The following is a 22,233-nucleotide window of genomic DNA, read 5'->3' as shown; positions in this document are numbered from 1 at the left end:
GGAAGCGCCTTTCGCGTCGCGCGGCGACTTGGTCATCCTGGTCTGTGGCGACCTTACTCTAGGCCGTTTTGTCGCCTGCGCACCTCAGATGCCGCAACTCGCCGGCCAGCGCCTCCGCGTCGACCCGGACCGTCGCGCGAACCGCGCTCGCCTCGATGAGCAGGGCATTTGGCTCGTCTACGGACTCAACCCAATCGGCGGCCTGCTGCGGAGTGCGGCCGAAGGACACGTGCCGCGCCTGAAGCCGGGCACGGCGCAACTCCCCGGGCACATCGAGGAAGATCGAGACGTCGAAAGCCCGCGTAACCTCCGCCCATCGACCGCCGTCCAGCAGGAGGTAGTTTCCCTCGACGAGGACAATTCCGCTGCCCGGCGGAATCGCGAACCGGGCCGCTACCGGCTCGTGCAGGTCACGATCGTAATCCGGAGCGTAGATGGTGCCCGGTTCCCCGGATCGTACGCGGCGGAGCAGCGACGCCAGGCCGGCGGGATCGAACGTTTCGGGGGCGCCCTTCTTGGAACGCAGGCCGAGGGAATCGAGCGCACTGTTCGACAGGTGGTACCCGTCCATCGCCATGCAGGCGGTCTCGCCGAGTTCCGCGAACTGCTGCAGGCACTCACCCAGCGCCGCGCTCACGTAAGACTTCCCGGCGCCCGGGGCGCCGACGAGCGCGACGAGCACTGGCGTGGCCGGATCGCGGCCGCCACGGGTCGAACGGTGACGCGCCGCCGCGTGGACGGAGGCGACAATCCTGGCGAATTCCGGGGCGGCAGATTCGAGTTCCGTCAATTCACTCCCCTGTCATGAGCCTGCCGTAGCGCGCGACGCGATGCTTCGGCGCTGCGTCAAGCGGCCGAGCGCCTTCCACACCTCTACTGCGAGGAAGATGCCTATAGCCGCGATGAGCGGCGAGACCCAGCCGCGCACGCCGAGGGCGGACGAGTGGAAGAGGGTGTGCATCGGCGGGAAGTAGATGAAGACCAACTGCAGCGCTATGAGTGCCCCAAGTGAGATCCACAGCACCCGGTTGCCCTCGAACACCGACAGCCTGATCGAGCTGGCGTAGCGGTATCGGCAGTTGAACAGGTAGGCGACCTGGCCGAACGTCAGCGTGTTGACGGCGACGGTCTGGGCCACGGCGTTGTCCAGGCCGGCATCGGTCGCGAGCTTGAACGCGGCCAGCGTGGCGGCTCCAATCAGAACCGACACGAAGGCGATCTGGCGCATGGCCCGGCCATCGACCAGCGATCCCCCGACCTTGCGGGGCGGGCGAGCCATGATGCCATCCTCGGCTGGCTCGTACGCGAGCGTGAGCGAGAGCGTCACGGCGGTGACCATGTTCACCCACAGGATCTGGACGGGATCGAGGGGCAGCGCCCAGCCCATCAGCACGGCGATGAGCATCACGAGTGCCTGTGCGCCATTGGTCGGAAGAAGGAACAGAACCGACTTCAGGATGTTGTCGTAGATCCGCCGGCCTTCCTCGACGGCACCTTCGATGGTCGCGAAATTGTCGTCCGCGAGGACAATATCCGCGGCCTCCTTGGTGGCCTCGGTGCCCTTGATTCCCATGGCGACACCGACATCTGCGCGCGTGAGCGCTGGGGCATCGTTGACGCCGTCACCCGTCATCGAGACGACCTGACCACCGGCCTGCAGTGCTCGCACGATGCGGATCTTGTGCTCGGGACTGGTTCGGGCATACACGTCGACCTGCGGTGCAAGTTTCTCCAGCCGGCCCTGGGGCATCGCCTCGAGCTCGGCCCCCGTGAGGACCTGCACGGCGTCGTCGCTGCCGACGATCCCCATCTCCTCGGCGATCGCGCGGGCCGTACCGACGTGGTCGCCGGTGATCATCTTGACGGCGATTCCCGCCTCGTGGCACGTCTTGATCGCCGCTATTGCTTCCGGACGCGGGGGGTCCACGATCCCGATGATGCCGATCAGCGTGAGCTCGGTTCCGATCGTGTCGGCGGAGACCTCGTCCTCCCCCTGATCGGCCGGTCGGCTGGCAGCGGCGAGGACGCGAAGGCCCTGGCCGCTGAGGTGGTCGATGACCGCCGTCCAGCGCTCGGCATCGAGCGGTTCCGCGGCGCCGCCTGCCCCGCGTTGCGTGACGCAGCGGTCCAGCACTCGGTCCGGCGCGCCCTTGACGAGCAGCCGGGCCCCGTTCCCGGATGGCGTAAGGACAGGGGCATCGCGGACGATGACCGCCATGTACTTATGCTCGGAGGAGAACGGGAACGTCGCGACGCGCTCGCCGGCGAGGTCAATGCCCGCCTTCAGCGCGAGCGCGGCGACGGCGCCCTCGGTCGGCTCGCCTATCAGGGTCCAGCGCGGCTGTCCGCCGTCCACGGCGACTTCGCGGACGATCGCGTCGTTGCAGAGCGCGAACGTGGCGATCGCCTCGGTGAGCTGATCGCCCACGGCCTCGGCCCCGTCTATGGTGATGGCCCCGGCCGGGTCGTACCCGGTTCCGCTCACGTCGTAGCTCGCGCCCGCGACCTCGATGGCGCGGACCGTCATCTCGTTCTTGGTGAGCGTTCCCGTCTTGTCGGAGCAGATCGTCGTGACGGCGCCGAGCGTCTCGACCGATGGCAGGTTGCGCGTGATCGCCTTGCGGCGCGCCATCTGCTGCACGCCGAGCGCGAGGGTGATGGTGACGAGCGCCGGCAGGCCCTCGGGAATCGCCGCCACCGCGAAGCCGATGGCCGCGGAGATCAGGTCCTCGCGGGGAAAGTCATGGACCAGTCGCCCCACGATCAGCTGGACGGCGGCGACGATCAGGATGATGATCGACAGCAGCTTGCCGAACGCGGCGAGCTGGCGGCCCAGCGGGGTTTCGAGCGACTCTCCGCCGGCCTGCGCGACCATAGACTGGATGCGGCCGATCTGGGTGCTCGCACCCGTCTCCGTCACCACCCCGACACCTTGTCCAGCCGCGACGATCGTGCCGGAGAAGATCATCGAGTCGCGATCGCCCACCCCCGCGTCAGCGTCGACCGGGTCAGATGACTTCTCGGCGGCAACCGATTCCCCCGTGAGCGCCGCTTCATCGACGCGAAGATTGGCCTCGTCCACGAGCCTAATGTCGGCCGGAACGCGATCGCCCGCCCCGACGCGCACGATGTCACCGGGGACGAGTTCAGCCGCATCGATGGATTCCCACTGGCCGTCGCGCTGCACCTGCGCGCCCACGGTCATCATTCCGCGGATCGCGTCGAGCGCCGATGCGGCCTTACCTTCTTGGACGAACCCGATGATGGCATTGATGATGGCCACGGCGAGGACGACCGAGGCATCCACCCAGTCGCCCATGATCGCCTTGAGGACTCCGGCCGCGAGCAGGATGTAGATCAGTACGTCGTCGAAGTGCTTGAGGAACAGCCGCCAGGCGGGCTGCGGCTTCGGGGCTGGGATCTCGTTTCGGCCGGCCGTCAGCCTGCGTTCGGCTTCGACCTTGGCGAGTCCCGCAGTGGACGAGTCCAACGCCGCCATGACTTCGGTCACATCCAGCGCGAAGGCACCGGCGATGCGCGGATCGGGTTCAGATCCGATATCCGCAGGTGTGAGCGTGTCTGTGGGCAGATTCATGCGGGGGCCTTCCGACTGGACACACTGGCCGCATGGGCGGCCTGCGACGAGCGGGAATCAATCCGTCCCACCTATTGTTCTAGGTTACGGATCAATTGACCGAGCTGGCACCACAATGCCCAGCACAAGGCGACTACTCGGAGGAGAAACATGCCCCGCAAGTCCATGCGCGAAGAATTCGAAACCGATGACGGTCGCGTTGTCCGCTATGTGCGCCACCCGCACGGCGGCGGATTTGTCTCACCCAAGGCAAAGGTAGCACCCGACGCATGGATCGCTAAGAGCGCCTACGTCGAAGAGAACGCCGTCGTCGCCCCAGGGGCACGCGTAGGCGAGAACAGCTGGATCGAATCGGGCGCGATCGTGGAGCCCGAGGCGATCGTGGGCATCGCCGTGCACCTCGGGGCAGGCGCCCGGATCGGCGCGCGAGCCCGCGTGGGGCGCGGCGCACGCATCGGCTCCGAGGCCATCCTCCCGGCCGGTGTGAAGCTTCCCGCCGACACCATCGTGGCCGCAGGTACCAAAGTGTCAGGGCGCATCGCGGCGTAGGTTGCTTGGCCCCGCCCGGTCCTAAAGGGCACGGTCCTTTAGGCGAGCGCCACCAGGTCGCGGTAGTCCTCGTTCCAGAGGTCTTCGTCGCCATCGGGCAGGAGCAGGACCCGCTCGGGATCGAGGGCATCGACCGCGCCGACATCGTGCGTGACCATCACGACCGATCCCTCGTAACTCTTGAGCGCGCCCAGGATCTCGGCGCGCGAAGCCGGGTCCAGGTTGTTTGTGGGCTCGTCCAGGAGCAGCACGTTCGCCGCTGACACGACGAGCGTGGCCAGGGCAAGGCGTGTCTTTTCGCCACCCGAGAGCACGTGCGTCGGCTTGTCCGCGTCGTCGCCCGAGAAGAGAAACGAGCCCAGCACCGAGCGGACCTCGGTATCGGTGAGGTCGGGGGCGGCATGCCGCAGGTTTTCGACGACCGTCACATCGGGGTCCAGCGTCTCGTGCTCCTGGGCGTAGTAGCCGATCTTGAGTCCGTGCCCCGGAACGACCTTTCCCGTGTCCGGTTCCTGAACGCCCGCCAGGATGCGCAGTAGCGTCGTCTTGCCCGCACCGTTGAGGCCGAGGATCACGACTCGCGACCCGCGGTCGATCGCCAGGTCGACTCCGGCGAAGACCTCCATCGACCCGTACGACTTCGACAGGTGCTCCGCGGTCATTGGCGTGCGGCCGCACGGCGCTGGCTTCGGGAAGCGCAGTTTCGCCACCTTGTCCTGCGCCCGCTCCCCCTCCACGGAGGAGCGAAGCTGCTCGGCGCGGCGCAGCATCTGCTGGGCGGCGACGGCTTTGGACGCCTTGGCCCGCATCTTCTCGCCCTGCGCGGTGAGCACCGCCGCCTTCTTCTCGGCGTTCTGTCGCTCCTTGCGGCGGCGGCGCTCGTCCTGCTCGCGCTGCTTCAGGTACAGGTCCCACCCGAGGTTGTACTGGTCGATCTCTCCCCGGTTCGCGTCCAGGTGGTAGACCTTGTTCACGACCACGCGAAGCAGGTCCACGTCGTGACTGATCACGACCAGACCCCCTGAATACGTTTTCAGATAGTCACGCAGCCACAGGATCGAGTCGTGGTCAAGGTGGTTGGTGGGCTCGTCCAACAGGAGCGTTTCCGCGCCCGAGAACAAAATGCGCGCCAGATCCACGCGACGGCGCTGACCGCCGGAGAGCGCCGACATCGGCTTGGATAGGACCGACTCGTCGAGGCCGAGGTTGGCCGCGATGCGCTGCGCCTCGGATTCGGCGGCATAGCCTCCGGCCGCGACGAAGCGGGCCTCGAGTTTCGGGTAGCGCTCCATGCCGCGCTCGTGAACGGCCTCGTCCGTGCTCGCCATATCCGCCTCGGCCTGGCGCATCTTCGCGGTGATCGCGTCGAGGCCACGCGCCGACAGGACGCGGGACATCGCCAGTTCCGCCAACTCACCGTGGCGCGAGTCCTGCGGTAGGTACCCCACTGAGCCGCGGCTCGAAATGGTGCCCGCGGTGGGCTGCGTGTCCCCCGCCAGCGTCTTGGTCAACGTGGTCTTGCCAGCGCCATTGCGCCCGACCAGGCCGATCCTGTCCCCCGCCGCGATCTGAAAGCTCGTGGGGTGCAGCAGGGTACGAGCGCCGACTCGTAGTTCGACTTGGCTCGCGTTGATCACGTAGCTGAATCCTTTAGTGGTGAGGGCAAAACTTGTACTGTGCGCACAAACGCCTGCAAGTCTAGCGGTCGATAAGGTGGCGTTGGTAGCGAAATACTATGGAGGGATATGTCAATGACCACAAAACTGGAAGGTAGCGAGCAGGTGGCCGGAGCAGAAGCATCGGGCCCTCACCGGCTGTCGGCGACGGGCCGCGCCACCGATCTGGCACTCATCGCCACATTCGCGGCGCTGATCGCCGTCTGCTCGCTTCTCACAGGGCCAGCAGTCAGTGGCGTCCCCATCACGCTGCAGACCTTCGCGGTGCTGCTCGCGGGCATCGTCCTCGGGCCGTGGCGCGGCGCGGGAGCCGTCGCCCTCTACATCGTGGTGGGCCTGGCGGGCTTGCCGATCTTCGCCGGCGGCAAGGCGGGTCTGGCCGTACTGTCCGGGCCGTCCGTCGGCTATCTGCTGTCGTTCCCGCTCGCCGCGGCGATCGCCGGCGCCTGGCTGCGATTCGCGCGGAAGAGTGGCCCCAGTGTCGTTCTGGTGCACGGATCGATCGGTGTGGTGCTGGCTACTCTTGCCATCTATGCCGTAGGAATCCCGGTCATGGCGGCGCGGTTGGGAATCCCATTCTCGAAGGCGTTAGTGGGTAACCTCGCCTTCGTGCCGTTCGATGCGATCAAGGCGGCTCTGGCCGTCGCGGTGGGCGCGATGGTTCTGCGCGCATACCCCCAGTTGACCCGCCGCTGATGGACTCGGCGCGCCGCCACGACGACCCGGGGATTGATTTCCGCGGCATTGATTTCCGCGGTGCCGCCGTGGATGTCGAGGATTCCCACGGCGGCGCGCCGATCCGCATCCTTGGGCCGATCACGGCGTCGCTGACGCACCATCGCATCGCGGTGCTCGGCGCGAACGGATCGGGCAAGACGACGGCGGCTCGGCTCATCAACGGACTGACGCTACCGACCTTCGGCACCGTGAAGGTCGGGGATCTGGACACGCGCAGGAACACCAAGGAGATCATGCGCTCGGTCGGGTTCCTGTTCGCCGATCCCGATGCGCAGATCATCCTGCCGACCGCTGTCGAGGATGTCTCCCTGTCGCTTCGCCGCCGGGGCGTGCCGGCCAAGCAGCGAACCGAGCAAGCGCTGGATCTGCTCGGCGAGTACGGGCTGCGCGAGGCGGCGTTCCAACCGGTCCAGACGCTTTCCGGCGGGCAGCGCCAGTTGCTCGCCCTGGCCGGCGTCCTTGCGACCGAGCCGCAGATCCTCGTCTGCGACGAGCCGACGACCCGCCTCGATCTGGGCTGGCGCGGGGAGATCATCGATCGCCTGCTTGCTCTGGAGCAGCAACTCGTCGTGGTGACGCACGACCTGGAGTTCGCCGCCCTGATGGATCACGCTCTCGTCTTCGATAGTGGGCGGGTAGTGTTCGAGGGCTCGCCTACCGCCGCCATCGACCGCTATCGCGAGCTCGCCGCGCGGGCCAGGAGCGCTGGCCGTCATGCGTAGTGCTGCGCGGACGGGTCGCCGCGCCCGCGCCGAGAAGTCGCGGCCTCTGCGCTCTGCCTATGGCGGAGTGTTGGGTGCCTACGTCGCCCGCGACTCCGTCCTTCACCGAGCGCCCGTTCTGCTGAAGCTGGCTCTCCTGGCTTTCATCAGCGGTTCGCTTGCCCTCATCGCTTCGCCGTGGTTGGCCCTTGCCGGGGTGCTGGTTGGCATGGGCGCGGGGCTCATAGCGGGGATCAGGTGGCGGCGCGTCCTGTTCGGCGCCGTTCGCGGAATGCTCGCGCTGCTGCCGCTGGCGTTACTCGTCGCCTGGCAGCGCGGCCCACTCGCGGCAGCCGAGGTCACCGGCGACATCCTCGCCGCCATCCTGCTGGCGCTGGCGTTCACCGCGTCAACGCGCGCCGATCATCTGCTCGACTCCATCGTGCGCACGCTGGAGCCCTTGCGCCGCTTCGGCGTGAACCCCGAACGCGCATCGCTGCTCGTCGGGCTCATGGTGCGCACCATTCCGGTCCTGGTGACCGTCGGAGTCGAGGTACGCGACGCCGCACGTGCCCGTGGCCTCAGCCGATCCCCGCGCACGTTCGCCGGGCCTTTCGCGGTACGCGCGGTCGGCTACGCGTTCAGCGTCGGCGATGCGATCGCAGCCCGGGCAATCGAGGACGAGTAGCCCGCGGTTTTCTCACGCAGCAGCGCAAACTGAGCGTCGGTGGGGATGTCTTCGCCGGTGACCAGGAGACGATCGTGGAATGTTCTCCGAATCATTTGTGGGTTGCTGCGAAGATGAGCAGGAGGGTGGCCAGGAACCCGCAGAGGTAGTTGAGCGCGATGAAGCGCCGCCACGCGCGGTTGGTGGTTCCCGAGTTCTCATCGGTGACAAACCAAAATGGTGCACAGATGAACACATACGGCAGGGCAAGGAGGGCGCCGAGCGGCCCGGGCCAGTCCGTGCCGAGCATCAGCAGGCCTGCGGTGACCCATAGCGTCAGCGCGGCGCGAACCGTCGCGCGGGCACCGATGGCTGTCGCAATCGAGCGGATACCGGCCTCACGATCCGGAACAATGTCTTGTACCGCGCCGAAGGCGTGCGCCGCCATCCCCCAAAAGAAAAAGGCTGTGAGCAGCAGAACAAGCGAGCCGTCGATGTGCGCACCGGCGAGGAGAAGGCCAATGACAGCGGGGCTGACGAAGTGGATGCTCGATGTGACTGAATCGAGAAACGGCCGCTCTTTAAAGCGCAGGCCGGGCGCAGAGTAGGCAACAACGGCAAAGGCGCTGAGCGCAAGTGCCGTCCATGATGCAGGCCCCCCGAACGCGGCCAGTAGCAGGAGGAACGGGATGTTAGTCAGCGCTGCCACGCGCAGGGTAGTTCGATGTAGTCGACGTGGAAGGAGGGCTCCTTCTATGCCACCCTTCCTGGGATTGGCAAGGTCTGATGCATAGTCGAAGACGTCGTTGATGCCGTACATCGCCACGTTGTAAGGGACCAGGAAGTAGAGCACCCCCAGCACCAGCACTGCGTCAATCTCACGCGCGGTGAGAAGGTACGCGGCTCCGAAAGGAAACGCGGTATTGATCCAACTGATAGGCCGTGAGGTCAAGAAGAGCTGCGCGAAGTCCTTTCGCCACTGATTACTCCCATCTGCCAGAGCAATCCACAGGGCGGGCAGAAAGAGCGCGCCGGCGATCGGATAGGAAAAGTCCTCTATTGGTGCTCGGCCAACGCTGATCCCGAGCAGGCTCTCCGGAGCATAGTGGAAGAGTTCGGCAGCGATCATGAAGTTGTCAAAGGCCGCTGTCAATGCAACCAGAACGACTGTGGTGATCGCTATGGCCGAGAAATAGCGCGAGCCCGACATCCTGCGGTTTCTCCGGAAACCTACAGCAGTGAGGGCAGCGAACCCGGCGACAGCGACGACGAGGCCAAGCAGGGCCAGTAGCGGATAGTTCATGGACGGTCCTCTTCCTGCCCATCCTCGGTTCTGCGGTGGTGGAGGATCTTCGCAGCGCCTGTGAAGACCACCATCGTGCAGAGCACGAGGAAGATCAGGAACACGATCTCCTCCAGTGGGAACTCTGGTGCGAGAACGATGCCAGTAGCCGCGCCGCTATCGCCGAGCAAGAAGACCCCTGCGGCGATCCCGGCGACGTCCCACACCACGAAGAGTCCCGTACCCAAGGCGGTTACGAGTAACGCGACCACCGGATCATGCCAGAAGAAGAGCCGGAAACGGCGATCTAGCAGTAGCATGCACCCGATGCCACATAGCAGCAGCAGTAGATAGACGATCCCCATCAGCGGTCCGCCCGCGCGGGCGCCGGCAGCGGCCCGGCGCTATGGTCACGCCGGATGCGTTTTAGAACCAGTTCTGCACTAATGAGGCACATGGGAACGCCGACTCCGGGTGCGGTCGTGGCACCCGCGTAGTAGAGGCCTGCCACCTTCTTCGACGCGTTCTGAGCACGGAACATCGCGCTCTGGCTGAGAGTGTGGGCTGGTCCGAGCATGCCGCCCTGCCACGAGAAATAGTCGTCCACGAAATCTGCAGGTCCGAGGGATTCGCGCACAACGATACGCGATCGCAGATCGGGTATCCCGGCCCACAGCGCAATCTGGTCGATCGCCGTGTCGACCGCAGCATCCACGCTTGCCGACGGCTTTGCGCTGATACTGCCCTTTCCGATACCCGGATCGGCGGGAACGGGGACTAGGACGAACAGATTCTCATGACCGGCGGGGGCAACTGTCGCATCTGTTGCACTTGGCTTGCACACGTAGATCGAAGCAGGTTCCGGAACGCGTGAGTCCTCTCCGAAGATGGCGGCGAAGTTCGCTGCCCAGTCCTTCGTGAAGAAGAGAGAGTGATGCGGCAAGTTGGGAAGTTCGCCCCGCACACCCAGCATGGCGATGACCGCACCCGGACCACTCGTACGCCTCGACCACCAGCGCTCGGGGTAGCTTTGGTCGCTTGATGCCACCAATCGTGTTTCAGTGTGATGTAAGTCGGCGCCAGAGACGACGATGTCCGCGACCTCGTATCGTTCGGCTCCACCGTCCTCACGCACGGTGACTCCGGTGACCTGCCGTCGTTGACGAACTCTGGGGATGCCCATCCGCCTGTCGGTGTGGATCGCGAGCACCTCCGCATTGGTCTCTATGCGCGCCCCGGCCTCGCGCGCGAGAGCTTCGAAACGCTCCATGAGTGTCCAGAAGCCCCCCATCGGGTACTGGACGCCCTCGTCTAGATCGAGAGCACTCATGAGATGATACATCGCCGGTGCATCAGCTGGGTTGGTGCCCAGGAACACTGCGGGGTACCCCAGCACCTGTCGCAACACGGGATCCGAAAATCGCTTCGCCACATACGATTCGAGCGAGGTTGTCAGCAGTCTCGCCAACTCGGGAACGCCTGCAATCACCTCTTTGCGCAGGAGTGAGGCGGGACGGGTGAATGGGTTGTAGAGGAAGTAGCGTTCAGCGATCTTTTCCGTGCGTCGCGCCGAGTCGAGGTAGGCCTGGATGGCGGACGTGCTGTCCGGTTCGATGCGCCAGAAGGCCTCGATAACCTGATCCCGTCCCAGGGGAATGTCTAGGGGATCGCGGCGTGATCCGTCGGGCTGCGGCTCGCTGAAGACACGGTAGCCGGGTTGGACGAACCGCAGGTCGACTTGTTCTTCGGTCGAGGTTCCCAGCATCTCGAAAAAGTGGTCGAAGACCCGGGGCATCAAATACCAGGACGGGCCGGTATCGAAGCGGAAGCCGGCTCGCATGAGGGTTCCCGATCGCCCTCCCACGCGATCGTTCTTCTCTAGCACGACGACGTCGTGCCCCTCCCGCGCGAGAAGAGCTGCGGCGGCTAGCCCGGCTACGCCCGCCCCGATAATCACCGTTCGCGTCATCGTCGTCTCTCTCTTAGTGTCTTGAAGATCGCGGAGCACGCGAGGACGGCCTTAATCGGGTCAGGGACGCGAATGCGCGTGCCAGAGAGTTCCTTGGCAGGGGTCTGGGCGATCCTCTCGGTGAGATTCGCGAAGAGCGCGAGTGCGCTGCGCACCGCTGCCCGGGCATCGTGCGGGAGGAGAGGGATCGCTGCGGCCGCATCGGAGAGTTGAGAGCGGATCTCGCCAATCCAGTAGCGCAGTTGTTCCTCAGTCAGCGCGCCGCTGGCGCCCAGGTAGCTGCGACCGAGCCTTCCTGTATCATCGCCAAGGTCTCGGAGGAAGTTGATGTTTTGGAACGCAGCACCCAGACGTCGGGCGCCATGTTCAAGGATATGACGCTCAGCGTCATTGAGGGTGCTTTCCCTCGTGAAAACCCGCAGGCACATCAGCCCCACGACTTCGGCGGAGCCGTAGACATATGCGGAATGCTGTGCACGATCGAAAACGACGTGATTTTCGCCGCCGCCTCCGAGGTCGGCTCGCATGGATGCAAAGAACGGTGTGGTGAGGTCTTCATTGATGCCCGCCTGCCGAGCTGTTTGCGCGAAGGCGTGGACCACCAGATCGCTGCTGTAGCCGGTGCCCAAAGCGATGTGAGTCTGGGTCATGTATCGGTCGAGAGCATCCTGTTGCTCGGAAAGGCTCAGACCGGCCTGACTCGCCACCCCGTCTACGATTTCATCTGCGACCCGGACAAGTGCGTAAATATTTCGCACATGACTCCGATGCCGTGTTCCGAGCAGGCGGGTGGCTAGTCCGAACGAGGTGGAATAGGTGCGGATTACCTCCTGAGAGGCGGCTTCCGCGGTCCTCGTGAACTGCGCGATCGAGGTGCCCGGCGCGGAAGGTACGCGTTTCCGACTCACGATTGCCGCCCGTCGATGCGCGCAAGCAACCCGAACAGGACATCTTGAACGGTTCTCGGCACGCTCTCCTCCGAATCGGGTGCGCAGAGCACAAGCGAAAATGCTTCCACCTGTTCGCGAATCAGGCCTCGCACAAAGTCCTCGGCCCCGCAATCCCTCAGACAGTCGCTCAGGTACTTCGCCGCTTCGATGGACATGTCCGGGTTGCCAAAATCCGATTCGATGAGTGGCCAGGAGCCGCTCATGCGAGCAAAACAGATGATAGCCGTCTGCTTTCCCTCTCGAAGGTCCGAATAGAGATCCTTGCCGTGAACGCTAGCATCTCCGAAGGTCGAGTTCAGGTCATCCTGTAGCTGGTATGCGAGTCCCAAATGCAATCCGGCGGCGCTTAGCTTGTTCTCTAGAGCGCGCGAGCCGTCGGCAAGGATGACAGCAGCTCGCAGGGGTAGCTCGAAGGTATAACTCGCCGTCTTCCGCCCGGTCATCTCAAGCACTGTGCCGAGGTCCGCGCTGAATACACCGTCGCTGAGGCCCACATCTATAAACTCTCCGGCCGTCGTCTCGAAGACTGTGTGTTCGAGAACATCGAGTAGCCGCAACTTCAACTCTGCGGGTAACTTAGCGCGTGCGAACACCTGATGCGCACACGAGAGCAGTAGATTGCCGGAGAGGATACCGCCCGTCTGAGCCCAATGACGGGCTCCGCCGGGGCGGGCTTCATCCCGCGATGCCTCAGCGAGTTCCCCAATGAGATTCGGACGCCCGCGGCGAAAGAAATCCCCATCAATCACATCGTCGTGCAAGAGGAAAGCGAAGTGCAGCGCCTCGACTGCGGCAGCGATCCGAACGACCTCAGAACGCGCATGGGCGCCCCGCGGCTGAGAAGTAGAGCGGGAGTTGGGGATCGAATCCGCAGAGCGGCGCAGCGCGTCGTAGGTCTCCAGGAGCAGGAGAGGGCGTACGAACTTGCCACCCCGCACGCGGCGCGAAGCAAGGTTCCAGAGGCGTGAGAAATGCGGTCCGTAAGCTTCAGCCGTGGCTTGGGACCGCGAAAATATCGCCTGGAGTTCGCCTTCCACCTCGGAACGCAGATATGCACGCCCGGCTTGCGTGCCTGCAAGTTGCCTCATGTTCCGGGCGATCTGAAGTTGTTGGCTAGGCCTCCGCCGCCGCCCGTGGCTGTGGTCGACATGAGTGAGGGCATCTGCAAGACCATCCACGGGCTGAATGCGAAGGGCGTCAATGTCGTTGCCTTGGAGAGCGCTGCCGGATGTGTCCATGTCCAGTCCATGACCTCGTGCGCGTTGGCCGAGATTTCGCCAGATACGGTCGCCCGGTACACCGGGCATACCTCGTTCTCCACGATCCCGCTGGAGTCCGATGCGCGATATCGGAAATCGGCATCCACGACTCGAAGATCCTCGAGGGCAACTCCCAGTTCCTGGCCGCCCCTTCGACGCACCGCGTCTTCGATGGCCTCACCGGGCTGCGGATGTCCGCAGAAGCTGTTTGTCCAAGTGCCAGGCCACGTTGCCTTCGACAGTGCGCGCCGAGTCACGAGAACATTGCCGTCGTGATCGAAGAGGTAGCAGGAGAACGCGAGATGCAGACGGGTGCAAGTATCGTGAACCAGGAGCTTGTCGGCAGTTCCGATAGCCCTAGCCGACTCGTCCAACAACACCACTCTCTCGTCAGGCGCCTCATCTTGGCTGCGGGGTGCGCTTGATGCGGTCATCAACGACTACCTCCAGTCTCTATCCCTAATTAATGCTAACCTAGATAGTAAATAGATACGTTGATAAAGACAATTTAGGTAGAATGTAAGGATGTCGAAGAAGGATGCGGACGCAACTGCTGTTTCGTCAGGCCTATACGACGTGGAGAAGAACGACCCCGACTCTTTACTTGTGGACCGATCCCAACTGTCATCCGAGGATATTCAGGGGGTCACGATGGTCATGGCGGCTCTTGGCCGCCTGCGGGAGGCTGAGCAACTTCTCTCCGAAGCCTCGCAGCGGTATATGAAGCTTGGGCGGTCCGATATGCGTGCTCTGCACTTCTTGATCGTCGCCCAGCACACAAATGCAGTCGTGACGCCTAGCGCGATCGCATCGCATCTCGGTATATCCAGCGCCTCCACCACGAAACTCCTCGACAGGCTCGAACACGGTGGCCACATTGTGCGTTCTCCTCACCCCACCGACCGTCGAGCACTCGCTATCACCATCACCAGTGAGACACGTGAAGCAGCCATGCAGACCGTCGGGCGGCTTCAAGCGAAGCGCTTTCACGCCGCTGTGCGACTCACTCCACAGGAGAGGGAAGTCGTCGTTCGATTCCTTCAGGACATGACGGACCAGATAGATGTAAGGACCGAGGAGTGGACTAGCGAATCCAGGCCGGATCGTTTATAGCGCTGGGATGTGTCAAGTTCTGTAGAGAGTCCTCACATAGGTGAAGTCCGCAACCCAGCGGAGGTTCGGGGCGTCGGCGAAGAAAACCGCCGCGTCCCGCAGGGTCGCGTTCGCGTCACGCAACTCACGGTTCTTCCGCTCAAGACGCCGGATCCGCTCCGACTCGCTGGCCGTCAGACCTTGACGGTCGCCAGCATCGACCTGCGCCTGCCGCACCCACCGGCGCAAAGACTCGGCACCGAACCCCAACCGCTTCGAGATCGTCTCGCAAGCGGCCGTCAGGTTCGGATACTCATCGAGGTGATCAAGCATGAGCCTGACTGCACGCTGCTTCGTCTCCTCCGGAATCCTCTTCGGCATGATCTCTATTTTCTTTCCAGACTCGAAAGGAAACGGCATCGCCGGTGACGGTTCACCCTCTATGGCAGAGGCACGATGCCAACGCTTCAGCGAGACGAACTGCCTCAACTACGCCGGATTCGTCGTTCTCGAGACGATGGATCGCGCTCTGAAGTAGGACCTGCACCTCTGCAGGCGTGCGTTTTCCCGCCTCCAGATCTGAAATCGCTGAGAGTACGCTTCGGGCGGCTGTTGCGTTGTTCTCGTTCAGAGTCATCGCGTGATCACCGTGATCACGATGTTGTTCTCGGTAATGACTTGCTCGGTTCCATGCGTGAACGATAGCCGAGCTTCGCCGTTCGGGTCTCTGACGGGCGAACCCTTAGTGGCGCGTAGAACGTTCTCTACGAAGTTGGGTGAGATGCTCCCATCCGCTCGGGTAACGGTCCTTGCTTCACGTCGAGCCAGGGGGTGAGCCCCACGGCCAGTCGAGTGGGTCTCGACAAACTCGACCGACAGCGGGAGAAAAGTTCGCGCCGCAACAGCGGACTAAACGTTGAACCCCAGCGCGCGCAGTTGGTCGCGGCCATCGGGCGTGATCTTCTCCGGGCCCCACGGCGGCATCCAGACCCAGTTGATCTCGAGGTCGGATACGACCTCGGACAGCGCGGTCCGAGCCTGATCTTCGATGACGTCCGTCAGCGGGCAGGCGGCCGAGGTGAGCGTCATGTCGATCAGCGCGCGGTTGTCCTCGTCCACGTCGAGCCCGTAGAGAAGGCCGAGGTCAACGACGTTGATACCGAGTTCGGGGTCGATGACGTCCTTGAGCGCCTCTTCGATGTCAACGAGTGAGGCCTTCTTGACCGGTGCGGTCGAGTCTTCAGTCGTCACTGTCTTCTCCTGTCGTCGGGGCTGCCAGAAGCATAGCTTCGCGCAGGGCAGCCCACCCTAGCAGCGCGCACTTGATGCGCGCAGGAAACTTTGACACGCCGGCGAAGGCCGCACCGTCGCCCAGTGCCTCGACCACGTCGGGCTCGGGATCGCGCCCCCGCGAATCCATGAGCCCGCGGAACTGCCCGGCCAGCCGGGAGACCTCGTCCAACGAACGCCCCTCCACGAGTTCGGCCATCACGGAAGCAGAGGCCTGGGAGATCGAGCATCCCTGTCCCTCCCAGGACAGCGCGGCAATCGCCGCTTCATCGTCGGTGAGCCGGACGCGCAGCGTGATCTCGTCCCCGCACGTCGGATTGACCTGGTGGGACTGCCCCGTGTGATCCTCGTGCAAATCGCCGACGAGCCCGCGGTTCTGCGGGTCACGCGCATGGTCGAGGATGATCGCGCGGTACAGGTCCTGCAGGTCAGGCATGGGAGTCCACCCCGAAGAAGGACCGCACGCGACCCAGCGCATCGCCGAGCGCATCGATGTCCTCGAAGCTCGTGTAAATCGACGCCGAGGCACGCGAGGTCGCGGCGATGCCGAACTTGCGATGGAGTGGCTGCGCGCAGTGGTGCCCGACGCGGACGAGCACTCCGTGATCGTCCAGGTACTGCCCCACATCGTGGGCGTGCACGCCATCGACCACGAACGACACCACCGCGATGCGATCCGCGGGATCGGTGGGTCCGATGATCCGGACGCCCTCGATGCCGCCAATGACCTCCAGCAGCCGGACGGCGAGCTGCCGCTCGTACTCGGCGACCTGTCGCATGCCCAGTTCACCGAGGTACCGCGCGGCCGTGCCGAAGGCGACGGCCTGCGCCACTGCCTGCGTGCCCGCCTCGAATCGCTGGGGCGGCGGCGCGTAGGTCGTCTCGGTCATTCGAACGACCTCGACCATGGAGCCACCGGTCGTGACCGGGGGCATCGCCTCAAGCAGTTCCCGCCTGGCCCACAGCGCACCGATGCCGGTCGGTCCCAGCATCTTGTGCGCGGAGAAGACCAGGAAGTCGGCGCCGATCTCGGTCACGTCGACCGGCAGGTGCGGCACCGACTGGCAGCCGTCCACGAGGACGAGGGCTCCGACGTCGTGGGCGCGGGCAATGATCGGCGCCAAGGGAGTGATCGCGCCGGTGACGTTCGACACCTGGGTCATCGCAACGATCCGCGTGCGATCCGTGATCACCTCACCGGCCTGATCCACCCGGATGCGTCCGGCCTCATCGACCTCGAACCAGCGCAGGACCGCGCCCGTGCGCGCGGCGAGTTCCTGCCACGGCACGAGGTTCGAGTGGTGCTCGGCCTCGCTGACGACGATCTCGTCCCCCGGCCGCAGAGCGAACCGCTGAGCGGCCTGCCCACCCCGGCCAGCGGTCGCATTCGAGAACGCGTATGCGACCAGGTTGATGGCGGCCGTGGCCCCGGACGTCCACACGAGTTCGTCCGACGGCGCCCCGATGAACGCCGCGACGTGCTCGCGTGCCTCTTCGAACGCCACCGTCGCCTCATGCGCCAGTTGATGCGCCCCGCGGTGAACCGCGGCGTTGCGCATGATGTAGAAATCCTGTTCCGCGTCCAGGACGGGGTCGGGCTTCTGCGACGTCGCGCCGGAGTCGAGGTAGACGACCCGGCGGCCGCCTGGCAGCGGTCGCGCAAGCAGGGGGAAGTCGGCGCGCACGCGCTCCAGCTCCCCCTCGCTCATCGCGAAGGCCGCGGTATCCGTCTCGACTCCGGCGCTCATGTCAGTCTCAGGCGGAGGTGCCGGTGAGGAAGCGGTCGTATCCCTCGGCCTCAAGGCGCTCGGCGAGTTCGGAGCCGCCCTCTTCTGCGACCTTGCCGGCCACGAAGACATGCACGAAGTCGGGCTTGATGTAGCGCAGGATGCGCGTGTAGTGCGTGATCAGCAGCAGGCCGAGTCCGGTGTTGTCCTTGGCCCGGTTCACGCCCTCCGACACGATGCGCAGTGCATCGACGTCCAGGCCTGAGTCAGTCTCATCCAGGACGGCGATCTTCGGCTTGAGGAGCTCGAGTTGCAGGATCTCGTTGCGCTTCTTCTCGCCACCGGAGAATCCCTCGTTCACGCTGCGCTCGGCGAAGGACTCGTCCATGCGCAGGTTGGACATCGACTCCTTGACGTCCTTGACCCAGGTGCGGAGCTTGGGAGCCTCGCCATCGATGGCGGTCTTGGCGGAACGCAGGAAGTTCGACACCGAGACACCCGGAACCTCTACCGGGTACTGCATGGCAAGGAACAGGCCGGCGCGGGCGCGGGCGTCCACGGACATCTCCAGGACATCCTCGCCGTCGAGCGTGACCGAGCCCGAGGTGACCTCGTACTTCGGGTGGCCCGCGAGCGAGTAGGCAAGCGTGGACTTACCCGAGCCGTTGGGGCCCATGATGGCGTGCGTTTCGCCGCTGTTCACGGTGAGGTCGACCCCGCGCAGAATCTGCTTCGGGCCTTCCTTGGTTTCGACCTGGACGTGGAGGTCGCGGATTTCCAGGGTGGACATGTGTGCTCCTTAACGAGAATTTCTGAAATGTGAAGTTAGTTGCCGTCGACGTCGACGAGTACCTGCTCGCCGGATATCGTCACGGGATAGACGTCCACTGGGCTGGACGCGGGGGGCGTCGTGGGCTCGCCGCTGTTCAGATCGAACGTCGAGCCATGCAGCCAGCATTCGATGAGGCAGCCCTCGACCTCCCCGTCGGAGAGGTTGACCGCGCCGTGCGTGCACACGTCGTTGATCGCGTGCCAGCCACCCTCGGAGTCGCGCACAACAGCGACCTCGACCACGGACCCGTCAGCGGCGGTCAAATCGATCGCCTTCACCTCTTCGGGGCCGAGGTCCGAGACGTCGCAGGCGTACTGAGCGGTCACTGCTGGTCGTCTCCCGTACTCTTTCCGACGGCCACGGCTAGTTCCGCTTCGATCGACTCGAGCAGTCGCGCCTCGATGGACGGGATGCCGATCTCGCGCACGAGCTCGGCGAAGAATCCGTGGACGACGAGGCGGCGGGCCTCGGCCTCGGGAATGCCGCGAGCCTGCAGGTAGAACAGTTGCTCGTCATCGAACCGGCCGGTCGCCGATGCGTGCCCGGCACCCTCGATCTCGCCGGTCTCGATTTCGAGGTTCGGCACGGAGTCGGCGCGCGCGCCCTCGGTGAGCAGCAGGTTGCGGTTCAACTCGTAGGTGTCGGTGCCCTCGGCGACCGCGCGGATCAGTACGTCACCGACCCACACGGAGTGGGCGCCCTCACCCTGGAGCGCGCCCTTGTAGGTGGCCCGCGAGCGGGCGCGGGGTACCGCGTGATCGACGAACAGGCGGTGTTCCTGATGCTGCCCGGCATCCGTGAAGTAGGCACCGATCAGTTCGAGGTTCGCGCCCTCGCCGACGAGCTGGGCGTTCACGCCGATGCGCACGATCTCGCCGCCGAACGTCATGACGACGTGCTTGAGGGTTGCGTCCTTCGCCACGCGCAGAGCGTTCTCCGCCAGGTGAATCGCCGTGGCATCCCAGTCCTGAACGGACACGAACGTGAGGTTAGCGCCGTCCGCGACATCGACCGACACGTACGCGCTGTAGGTCGCCGTGCCCGAATGCGTGAGCACAACCGATGCTTGCGCGTTCGCCCCCACCTGAACGAGGATCTGGCCCCACACCACGTCCTCGCCGGCCCCCGCCAGGTCAACGATCACCGGATCCGCGGCGGAAAACTCGTCCGGAATGGTGATGAGAATCGCGCCCTCGCTGAGCGAGGTCGCGGCAGCCGACGTGCGATCACCGGGGGCGAATACGGACTTGTCGCGCGCCTCCGCGGCCGAGATCTCCTCCACGGTGACGCCGGCGGGCAGCTCAGTGGTCCAGCCCAGGTGCGCGGACGAGCCCTCCGCCGCGAAGATGCGGGCGAGCTTCTTGATGGGCGTGAAGCGCCATTCCTCCTCGCGGCCATTCGGCACGGCGAAATCGGCCACGTCGAACGACGTCGCGCGCTCGGCGCGGTCGGACTGCGGAATGACCGCGCCGTCGCTTTGCGGGCCGTGGCTGTGCGCGCCGTCGACCTCGGCGCGCGAGTGATCAGTGGTAAGACTCACTTCTTTGCTCACATTCGGTTGATTCGTAAGGGGAAACGTCTGCGGCCGGATCAGCCGACCGAGTTCTCCATCTGAAGTTCGATCAGGCGGTTCAGCTCTAGCGCGTACTCCATCGGTAGTTCGCGGGCGATCGGCTCGACGAATCCGCGCACGATCATCGCCATGGCCTCGGTCTCTTCCAGCCCGCGGCTCATCAGGTAGAACAACTGGTCCTCGGACACCTTCGACACGGTCGCCTCGTGACCCATCTCCACGTCGTCAACGCGCACGTCGACGTAGGGGTAGGTGTCGGAGCGGGAGATCGTGTCGACCAGCAGCGCGTCACACAGCACGTTGGACTTGGAGTGATGCGCGTTCTCGTTCACCTGGACGAGCCCTCGGTACGACGAGCGTCCGCCGCCTCGGGACACCGACTTCGACATGATCGAGGAGGACGTGTACGGCGCGAGGTGAACCATCTTCGAGCCGGTGTCCTGGTGCTGACCCTCGCCGGCGAACGCGATGGAGAGCGTCTCGCCCTTGGCGTGCGCGCCCATCAGGTAAACGGCCGGGTACTTCATGGTCACCTTGGAGCCGATGTTGCCGTCGATCCACTCCATGGTGCCGCCCTCGGCGACCGTGGCGCGCTTGGTGACGAGGTTGTACACGTTGTTCGACCAGTTCTGGATCGTCGTGTAGCGGACCTTGGCGTCCTTCTTCACGATGATCTCGACGACGGCGGAGTGCAGCGAGTCGGACTTGTAGATCGGCGCCGTGCAGCCCTCGACGTAGTGAACCGAGGAGCCCTCGTCCGCAATGATCAGTGTGCGCTCGAACTGCCCCATGTTCTCGGTGTTGATGCGGAAGTACGCCTGGAGCGGGATCTCGACGTGCACGCCCGGCGGGACGTAGACGAACGAGCCGCCGGACCACACCGCGGTGTTCAGCGCGGCGAACTTGTTGTCGCCCGACGGGATGACCGAGCCGAAGTACTGCTCGAAGATCTCCGGGTGCTCGCGCAGGCCGGTGTCGGTGTCGAGGAAGAGAACGCCCTGGCTCTCAAGGTCCTCGCGGATCTGGTGATAGACGACCTCGGACTCGTACTGCGCGGCGACCCCGGCGACGAGGCGCTGCTTCTCGGCCTCGGGGATGCCGAGGCGGTCGTACGTGGCCTTGATGTCCTCCGGCAGGTCCTCCCAGCTCTTGGCCTGGCCCTCGGTCGAGCGCACGAAGTACTTGATGTTGTCGAAGTCGATGCCCGACAGGTCAGCGCCCCAGTGCGGCATGGGCTTCTTGTCGAAGAGTTTGAGGGCCTTGAGGCGGGTGTTCAGCATCCAGTCCGACTCATTCTTGAGTTCGGAGATGTTGCGGACCACGTCCTCGTTCAGACCTCGGCGGGCCTGCTGACCCGCGACGTCGGAGTCGTGCCAGCCGTAGCCGTATGCGCCGATCGACGCGATGATCTCATCGTCCGAGCGGGGTCCGATCTCGGTGGTGTCAGTGGGAGCCGTCATGATGGTCCTTCCTAGGGGGCGGGCGTGAAAAGCTTTTGGAGAAGCAGGGAGCTAAGTCTGGGGCGTCGCGGGCGCTGGCATGCCTAGCGGAACTGTCGTGGTGCACACGTGACCGCCATTAGCGAGGGTCACGAGCCGCTGCGTATGTGAGCCGAGCAGCCTCGAGATCGCGTGCGCCTCGGCTTCGCAGAACTGTGGGAACTCCGAGGCGATCGACTGCATGGGGCAATGCCCCTGGCAGAGTTGGAGCGTGGTCGAGCCGGGAACGGAGCGAACAGAGGCGACGTAGCCGTCCTGCGTCAGGAGATTTGCTAGTTGCTCGGCGCGCCCGGCCACATCGGCGGCGGTGATCCGAGAGACGTACCGTTCCTCGAATTCGGCAAGGCGGGTTCTTGCGAACTCCTCGACCGCCGCGCTTCCCGCGGTGTGCGCGAGGAAGTGCAGCGCCTGCGCGGCGAGATCCGGATAGGCATCGGGCAGTTCGGCCTGACCCTGCTTGGTGGCGACGTAGTGCCGGGCGGGCCGGCCCCGTTTGCGTGATTTGGGTAGCAGGTCGCGCGCTTGGACCCGGCCGGACGCCTCGAGGGATGCAATATGGCGGCGAATCGCCGCTGTGGTCAGCCCGAGTTCCGAGGCTAGTGCGGCAACCGTCACGGGGCCGCCCGCGATGACGAGTTCCAGCACGCGCGCGTGCGTTGAGGCATCGGATTCGACCAGATCGTTTTCGGTCATCACTCCCCCTCATCTCGTGACTTATTCCTGATCCGGCTTGGCGGCTCGCTTCGGCATTTTCTCGTCAACGATCCCCGCGAAACGCGCAACTGTACGCGCGTTCATATAGACAACATCGTTGTTCACTAATTCATGCTTTGC

The 22,233-nt window shown here is 64.6% G+C and carries 23 protein-coding genes; 5 read left to right on the top strand and 18 right to left on the bottom strand.

The features are described from left to right. Window positions 1-58 precede the first annotated feature (58 nt). Window positions 59-790, bottom strand: coding sequence for a nucleoside/nucleotide kinase family protein (locus tag FB461_RS03990; protein ID WP_142119176.1), 732 nt, complete (start codon window positions 788-790; stop codon window positions 59-61). A 12-nt stretch (window positions 791-802) separates the two neighbouring features. Next, on the bottom strand, window positions 803-3,595 hold the full coding sequence (locus FB461_RS03985; RefSeq protein WP_142119174.1) for a cation-translocating P-type ATPase: 2,793 nt from the start codon (window positions 3,593-3,595) through the stop codon (window positions 803-805). 150 nt (window positions 3,596-3,745) lie between these two features. On the opposite strand from FB461_RS03985, the gene FB461_RS03980 reads away from it, so the two are divergent. After that, window positions 3,746-4,144, top strand: a complete 399-nt coding sequence (locus FB461_RS03980; RefSeq protein WP_142119172.1) for an LbetaH domain-containing protein — start codon at window positions 3,746-3,748, stop codon at window positions 4,142-4,144. Between the two features lie 38 nt (window positions 4,145-4,182). Here the strand turns inward: FB461_RS03980 and FB461_RS03975 are convergent, their stop codons facing one another. Continuing rightward, a complete protein-coding gene (locus FB461_RS03975; RefSeq protein WP_142119170.1) occupies window positions 4,183-5,781 on the bottom strand; it encodes an ABC-F family ATP-binding cassette domain-containing protein in 1,599 nt (532 codons plus the stop codon). Window positions 5,782-5,895: 114 nt separating this feature from the next. On the opposite strand from FB461_RS03975, the gene FB461_RS03970 reads away from it, so the two are divergent. From FB461_RS03970 to FB461_RS03960, 3 genes are read left to right on the top strand one after another with little or no spacing between them, the layout of a single operon-like run. Beyond that, a complete protein-coding gene (locus FB461_RS03970) occupies window positions 5,896-6,516 on the top strand; it encodes a biotin transporter BioY (protein WP_142119168.1) in 621 nt (206 codons plus the stop codon). Then, window positions 6,516-7,280 (top strand): energy-coupling factor ABC transporter ATP-binding protein, encoded by a 765-nt coding sequence (locus FB461_RS03965; protein WP_142119165.1) that lies wholly within the window; start codon window positions 6,516-6,518, stop codon window positions 7,278-7,280. The genes FB461_RS03970 and FB461_RS03965 overlap by 1 nt, the downstream gene beginning before the upstream one ends. Then, complete coding sequence (locus FB461_RS03960) at window positions 7,273-7,947, top strand: energy-coupling factor transporter transmembrane component T family protein (RefSeq protein WP_142119163.1); 675 nt, start codon at window positions 7,273-7,275, stop codon at window positions 7,945-7,947. Before FB461_RS03965 ends, FB461_RS03960 begins: the two co-directional genes overlap by 8 nt. 91 nt (window positions 7,948-8,038) lie before the next feature. Here FB461_RS03960 and FB461_RS03955 read toward each other — a convergent pair whose 3' ends face one another. From FB461_RS03955 to idi, 6 genes are read right to left on the bottom strand one after another with little or no spacing between them, the layout of a single operon-like run. Next, window positions 8,039-9,229 (bottom strand): prenyltransferase, encoded by a 1,191-nt coding sequence (locus FB461_RS03955; RefSeq protein ID WP_142119160.1) that lies wholly within the window; start codon window positions 9,227-9,229, stop codon window positions 8,039-8,041. Continuing rightward, a complete protein-coding gene (locus FB461_RS03950) occupies window positions 9,226-9,573 on the bottom strand; it encodes a lycopene cyclase domain-containing protein (RefSeq protein ID WP_142119158.1) in 348 nt (115 codons plus the stop codon). The genes FB461_RS03955 and FB461_RS03950 overlap by 4 nt, the downstream gene beginning before the upstream one ends. After that, window positions 9,573-11,177: a phytoene desaturase family protein gene (crtI, locus tag FB461_RS03945; protein WP_142119156.1), complete on the bottom strand. Its 1,605-nt coding sequence runs from the start codon at window positions 11,175-11,177 to the stop codon at window positions 9,573-9,575. Before crtI ends, FB461_RS03950 begins: the two co-directional genes overlap by 1 nt. Then, window positions 11,174-12,085 (bottom strand): phytoene/squalene synthase family protein, encoded by a 912-nt coding sequence (locus FB461_RS03940; RefSeq protein WP_211349832.1) that lies wholly within the window; start codon window positions 12,083-12,085, stop codon window positions 11,174-11,176. The genes crtI and FB461_RS03940 overlap by 4 nt, the downstream gene beginning before the upstream one ends. After that, a complete protein-coding gene (locus FB461_RS03935; protein ID WP_142119154.1) occupies window positions 12,082-13,215 on the bottom strand; it encodes a polyprenyl synthetase family protein in 1,134 nt (377 codons plus the stop codon). The genes FB461_RS03940 and FB461_RS03935 overlap by 4 nt, the downstream gene beginning before the upstream one ends. Continuing rightward, window positions 13,212-13,820: an isopentenyl-diphosphate Delta-isomerase gene (gene idi / locus FB461_RS03930; protein ID WP_142119152.1), complete on the bottom strand. Its 609-nt coding sequence runs from the start codon at window positions 13,818-13,820 to the stop codon at window positions 13,212-13,214. The genes FB461_RS03935 and idi overlap by 4 nt, the downstream gene beginning before the upstream one ends. 91 nt (window positions 13,821-13,911) lie before the next feature. Between idi and FB461_RS03925 the strand changes: the two genes are divergently transcribed. Further along, window positions 13,912-14,499 carry a MarR family winged helix-turn-helix transcriptional regulator gene (locus FB461_RS03925; protein WP_142119150.1) on the top strand — a complete coding sequence of 196 codons (588 nt, stop codon included), beginning with the start codon at window positions 13,912-13,914 and terminating at the stop codon, window positions 14,497-14,499. 12 nt (window positions 14,500-14,511) lie between these two features. Here the strand turns inward: FB461_RS03925 and FB461_RS03920 are convergent, their stop codons facing one another. The 9 genes from FB461_RS03920 to FB461_RS03880 all read right to left on the bottom strand — a co-directional run bounded on the left by FB461_RS03920 (window position 14,512) and on the right by FB461_RS03880 (window position 22,092). Further along, the gene (locus FB461_RS03920; protein ID WP_170222601.1) at window positions 14,512-14,859 is read right to left on the bottom strand and encodes a transposase; all 348 of its coding nucleotides are present in this window, start codon (window positions 14,857-14,859) and stop codon (window positions 14,512-14,514) included. A gap of 528 nt (window positions 14,860-15,387) precedes the next feature. Continuing rightward, window positions 15,388-15,729 carry a metal-sulfur cluster assembly factor gene (locus FB461_RS03915; protein WP_211349831.1) on the bottom strand — a complete coding sequence of 114 codons (342 nt, stop codon included), beginning with the start codon at window positions 15,727-15,729 and terminating at the stop codon, window positions 15,388-15,390. After that, window positions 15,719-16,204 carry a Fe-S cluster assembly sulfur transfer protein SufU gene (gene sufU, locus FB461_RS03910; protein ID WP_142119144.1) on the bottom strand — a complete coding sequence of 162 codons (486 nt, stop codon included), beginning with the start codon at window positions 16,202-16,204 and terminating at the stop codon, window positions 15,719-15,721. Before sufU ends, FB461_RS03915 begins: the two co-directional genes overlap by 11 nt. Next, complete coding sequence (locus tag FB461_RS03905; protein ID WP_142119142.1) at window positions 16,197-17,516, bottom strand: SufS family cysteine desulfurase; 1,320 nt, start codon at window positions 17,514-17,516, stop codon at window positions 16,197-16,199. The genes sufU and FB461_RS03905 overlap by 8 nt, the downstream gene beginning before the upstream one ends. Before the next feature lie 7 nt (window positions 17,517-17,523). Then, the gene (gene sufC / locus FB461_RS03900; RefSeq protein WP_142119140.1) at window positions 17,524-18,285 is read right to left on the bottom strand and encodes a Fe-S cluster assembly ATPase SufC; all 762 of its coding nucleotides are present in this window, start codon (window positions 18,283-18,285) and stop codon (window positions 17,524-17,526) included. Window positions 18,286-18,320: 35 nt separating this feature from the next. Beyond that, window positions 18,321-18,653 (bottom strand): Rieske (2Fe-2S) protein, encoded by a 333-nt coding sequence (locus FB461_RS03895; RefSeq protein WP_142119138.1) that lies wholly within the window; start codon window positions 18,651-18,653, stop codon window positions 18,321-18,323. Beyond that, a complete protein-coding gene (gene sufD / locus FB461_RS03890) occupies window positions 18,650-19,867 on the bottom strand; it encodes a Fe-S cluster assembly protein SufD (RefSeq protein WP_142119136.1) in 1,218 nt (405 codons plus the stop codon). Before sufD ends, FB461_RS03895 begins: the two co-directional genes overlap by 4 nt. A 50-nt stretch (window positions 19,868-19,917) precedes the next feature. After that, window positions 19,918-21,360 (bottom strand): Fe-S cluster assembly protein SufB, encoded by a 1,443-nt coding sequence (gene sufB / locus FB461_RS03885; RefSeq protein WP_142119134.1) that lies wholly within the window; start codon window positions 21,358-21,360, stop codon window positions 19,918-19,920. 51 nt (window positions 21,361-21,411) lie between these two features. Beyond that, on the bottom strand, window positions 21,412-22,092 hold the full coding sequence (locus FB461_RS03880) for a helix-turn-helix transcriptional regulator (protein ID WP_142119132.1): 681 nt from the start codon (window positions 22,090-22,092) through the stop codon (window positions 21,412-21,414). Window positions 22,093-22,233 lie beyond the last annotated feature (141 nt).

Source organism: Rarobacter faecitabidus (assembly GCF_006716265.1).
GTDB classification, from domain to species: Bacteria; Actinomycetota; Actinomycetes; order Actinomycetales; family Cellulomonadaceae; genus Rarobacter; species Rarobacter faecitabidus.
This window is presented reverse-complemented; position numbering and strand designations above follow the sequence as displayed.

Excerpts from the sequence above, each read along its gene's own strand:
- FB461_RS03985 (WP_142119174.1), bottom strand. The coding sequence starts at position 3,595 with ATGAATCTGCCCACAGACACGCTCACACCTGCGGATATCGGATCTGAA.
- FB461_RS03980 (WP_142119172.1), top strand. The coding sequence starts at position 3,746 with ATGCCCCGCAAGTCCATGCGCGAAGAATTCGAAACCGATGACGGTCGC.
- FB461_RS03970 (WP_142119168.1), top strand. The coding sequence starts at position 5,896 with ATGACCACAAAACTGGAAGGTAGCGAGCAGGTGGCCGGAGCAGAAGCA.
- FB461_RS03965 (WP_142119165.1), top strand. The coding sequence starts at position 6,516 with ATGGACTCGGCGCGCCGCCACGACGACCCGGGGATTGATTTCCGCGGC.
- FB461_RS03960 (WP_142119163.1), top strand. The coding sequence starts at position 7,273 with ATGCGTAGTGCTGCGCGGACGGGTCGCCGCGCCCGCGCCGAGAAGTCG.
- FB461_RS03955 (WP_142119160.1), bottom strand. The coding sequence starts at position 9,229 with ATGAACTATCCGCTACTGGCCCTGCTTGGCCTCGTCGTCGCTGTCGCC.
- FB461_RS03950 (WP_142119158.1), bottom strand. The coding sequence starts at position 9,573 with ATGGGGATCGTCTATCTACTGCTGCTGCTATGTGGCATCGGGTGCATG.
- crtI (WP_142119156.1), bottom strand. The coding sequence starts at position 11,177 with ATGACGCGAACGGTGATTATCGGGGCGGGCGTAGCCGGGCTAGCCGCC.
- FB461_RS03935 (WP_142119154.1), bottom strand. The coding sequence starts at position 13,215 with ATGAGGCAACTTGCAGGCACGCAAGCCGGGCGTGCATATCTGCGTTCC.
- idi (WP_142119152.1), bottom strand. The coding sequence starts at position 13,820 with ATGACCGCATCAAGCGCACCCCGCAGCCAAGATGAGGCGCCTGACGAG.
- FB461_RS03925 (WP_142119150.1), top strand. The coding sequence starts at position 13,912 with ATGTCGAAGAAGGATGCGGACGCAACTGCTGTTTCGTCAGGCCTATAC.
- FB461_RS03920 (WP_170222601.1), bottom strand. The coding sequence starts at position 14,859 with ATGCCGAAGAGGATTCCGGAGGAGACGAAGCAGCGTGCAGTCAGGCTC.
- sufU (WP_142119144.1), bottom strand. The coding sequence starts at position 16,204 with ATGCCTGACCTGCAGGACCTGTACCGCGCGATCATCCTCGACCATGCG.
- FB461_RS03905 (WP_142119142.1), bottom strand. The coding sequence starts at position 17,516 with ATGAGCGCCGGAGTCGAGACGGATACCGCGGCCTTCGCGATGAGCGAG.
- sufC (WP_142119140.1), bottom strand. The coding sequence starts at position 18,285 with ATGTCCACCCTGGAAATCCGCGACCTCCACGTCCAGGTCGAAACCAAG.
- sufB (WP_142119134.1), bottom strand. The coding sequence starts at position 21,360 with ATGACGGCTCCCACTGACACCACCGAGATCGGACCCCGCTCGGACGAT.
- FB461_RS03880 (WP_142119132.1), bottom strand. The coding sequence starts at position 22,092 with ATGACCGAAAACGATCTGGTCGAATCCGATGCCTCAACGCACGCGCGC.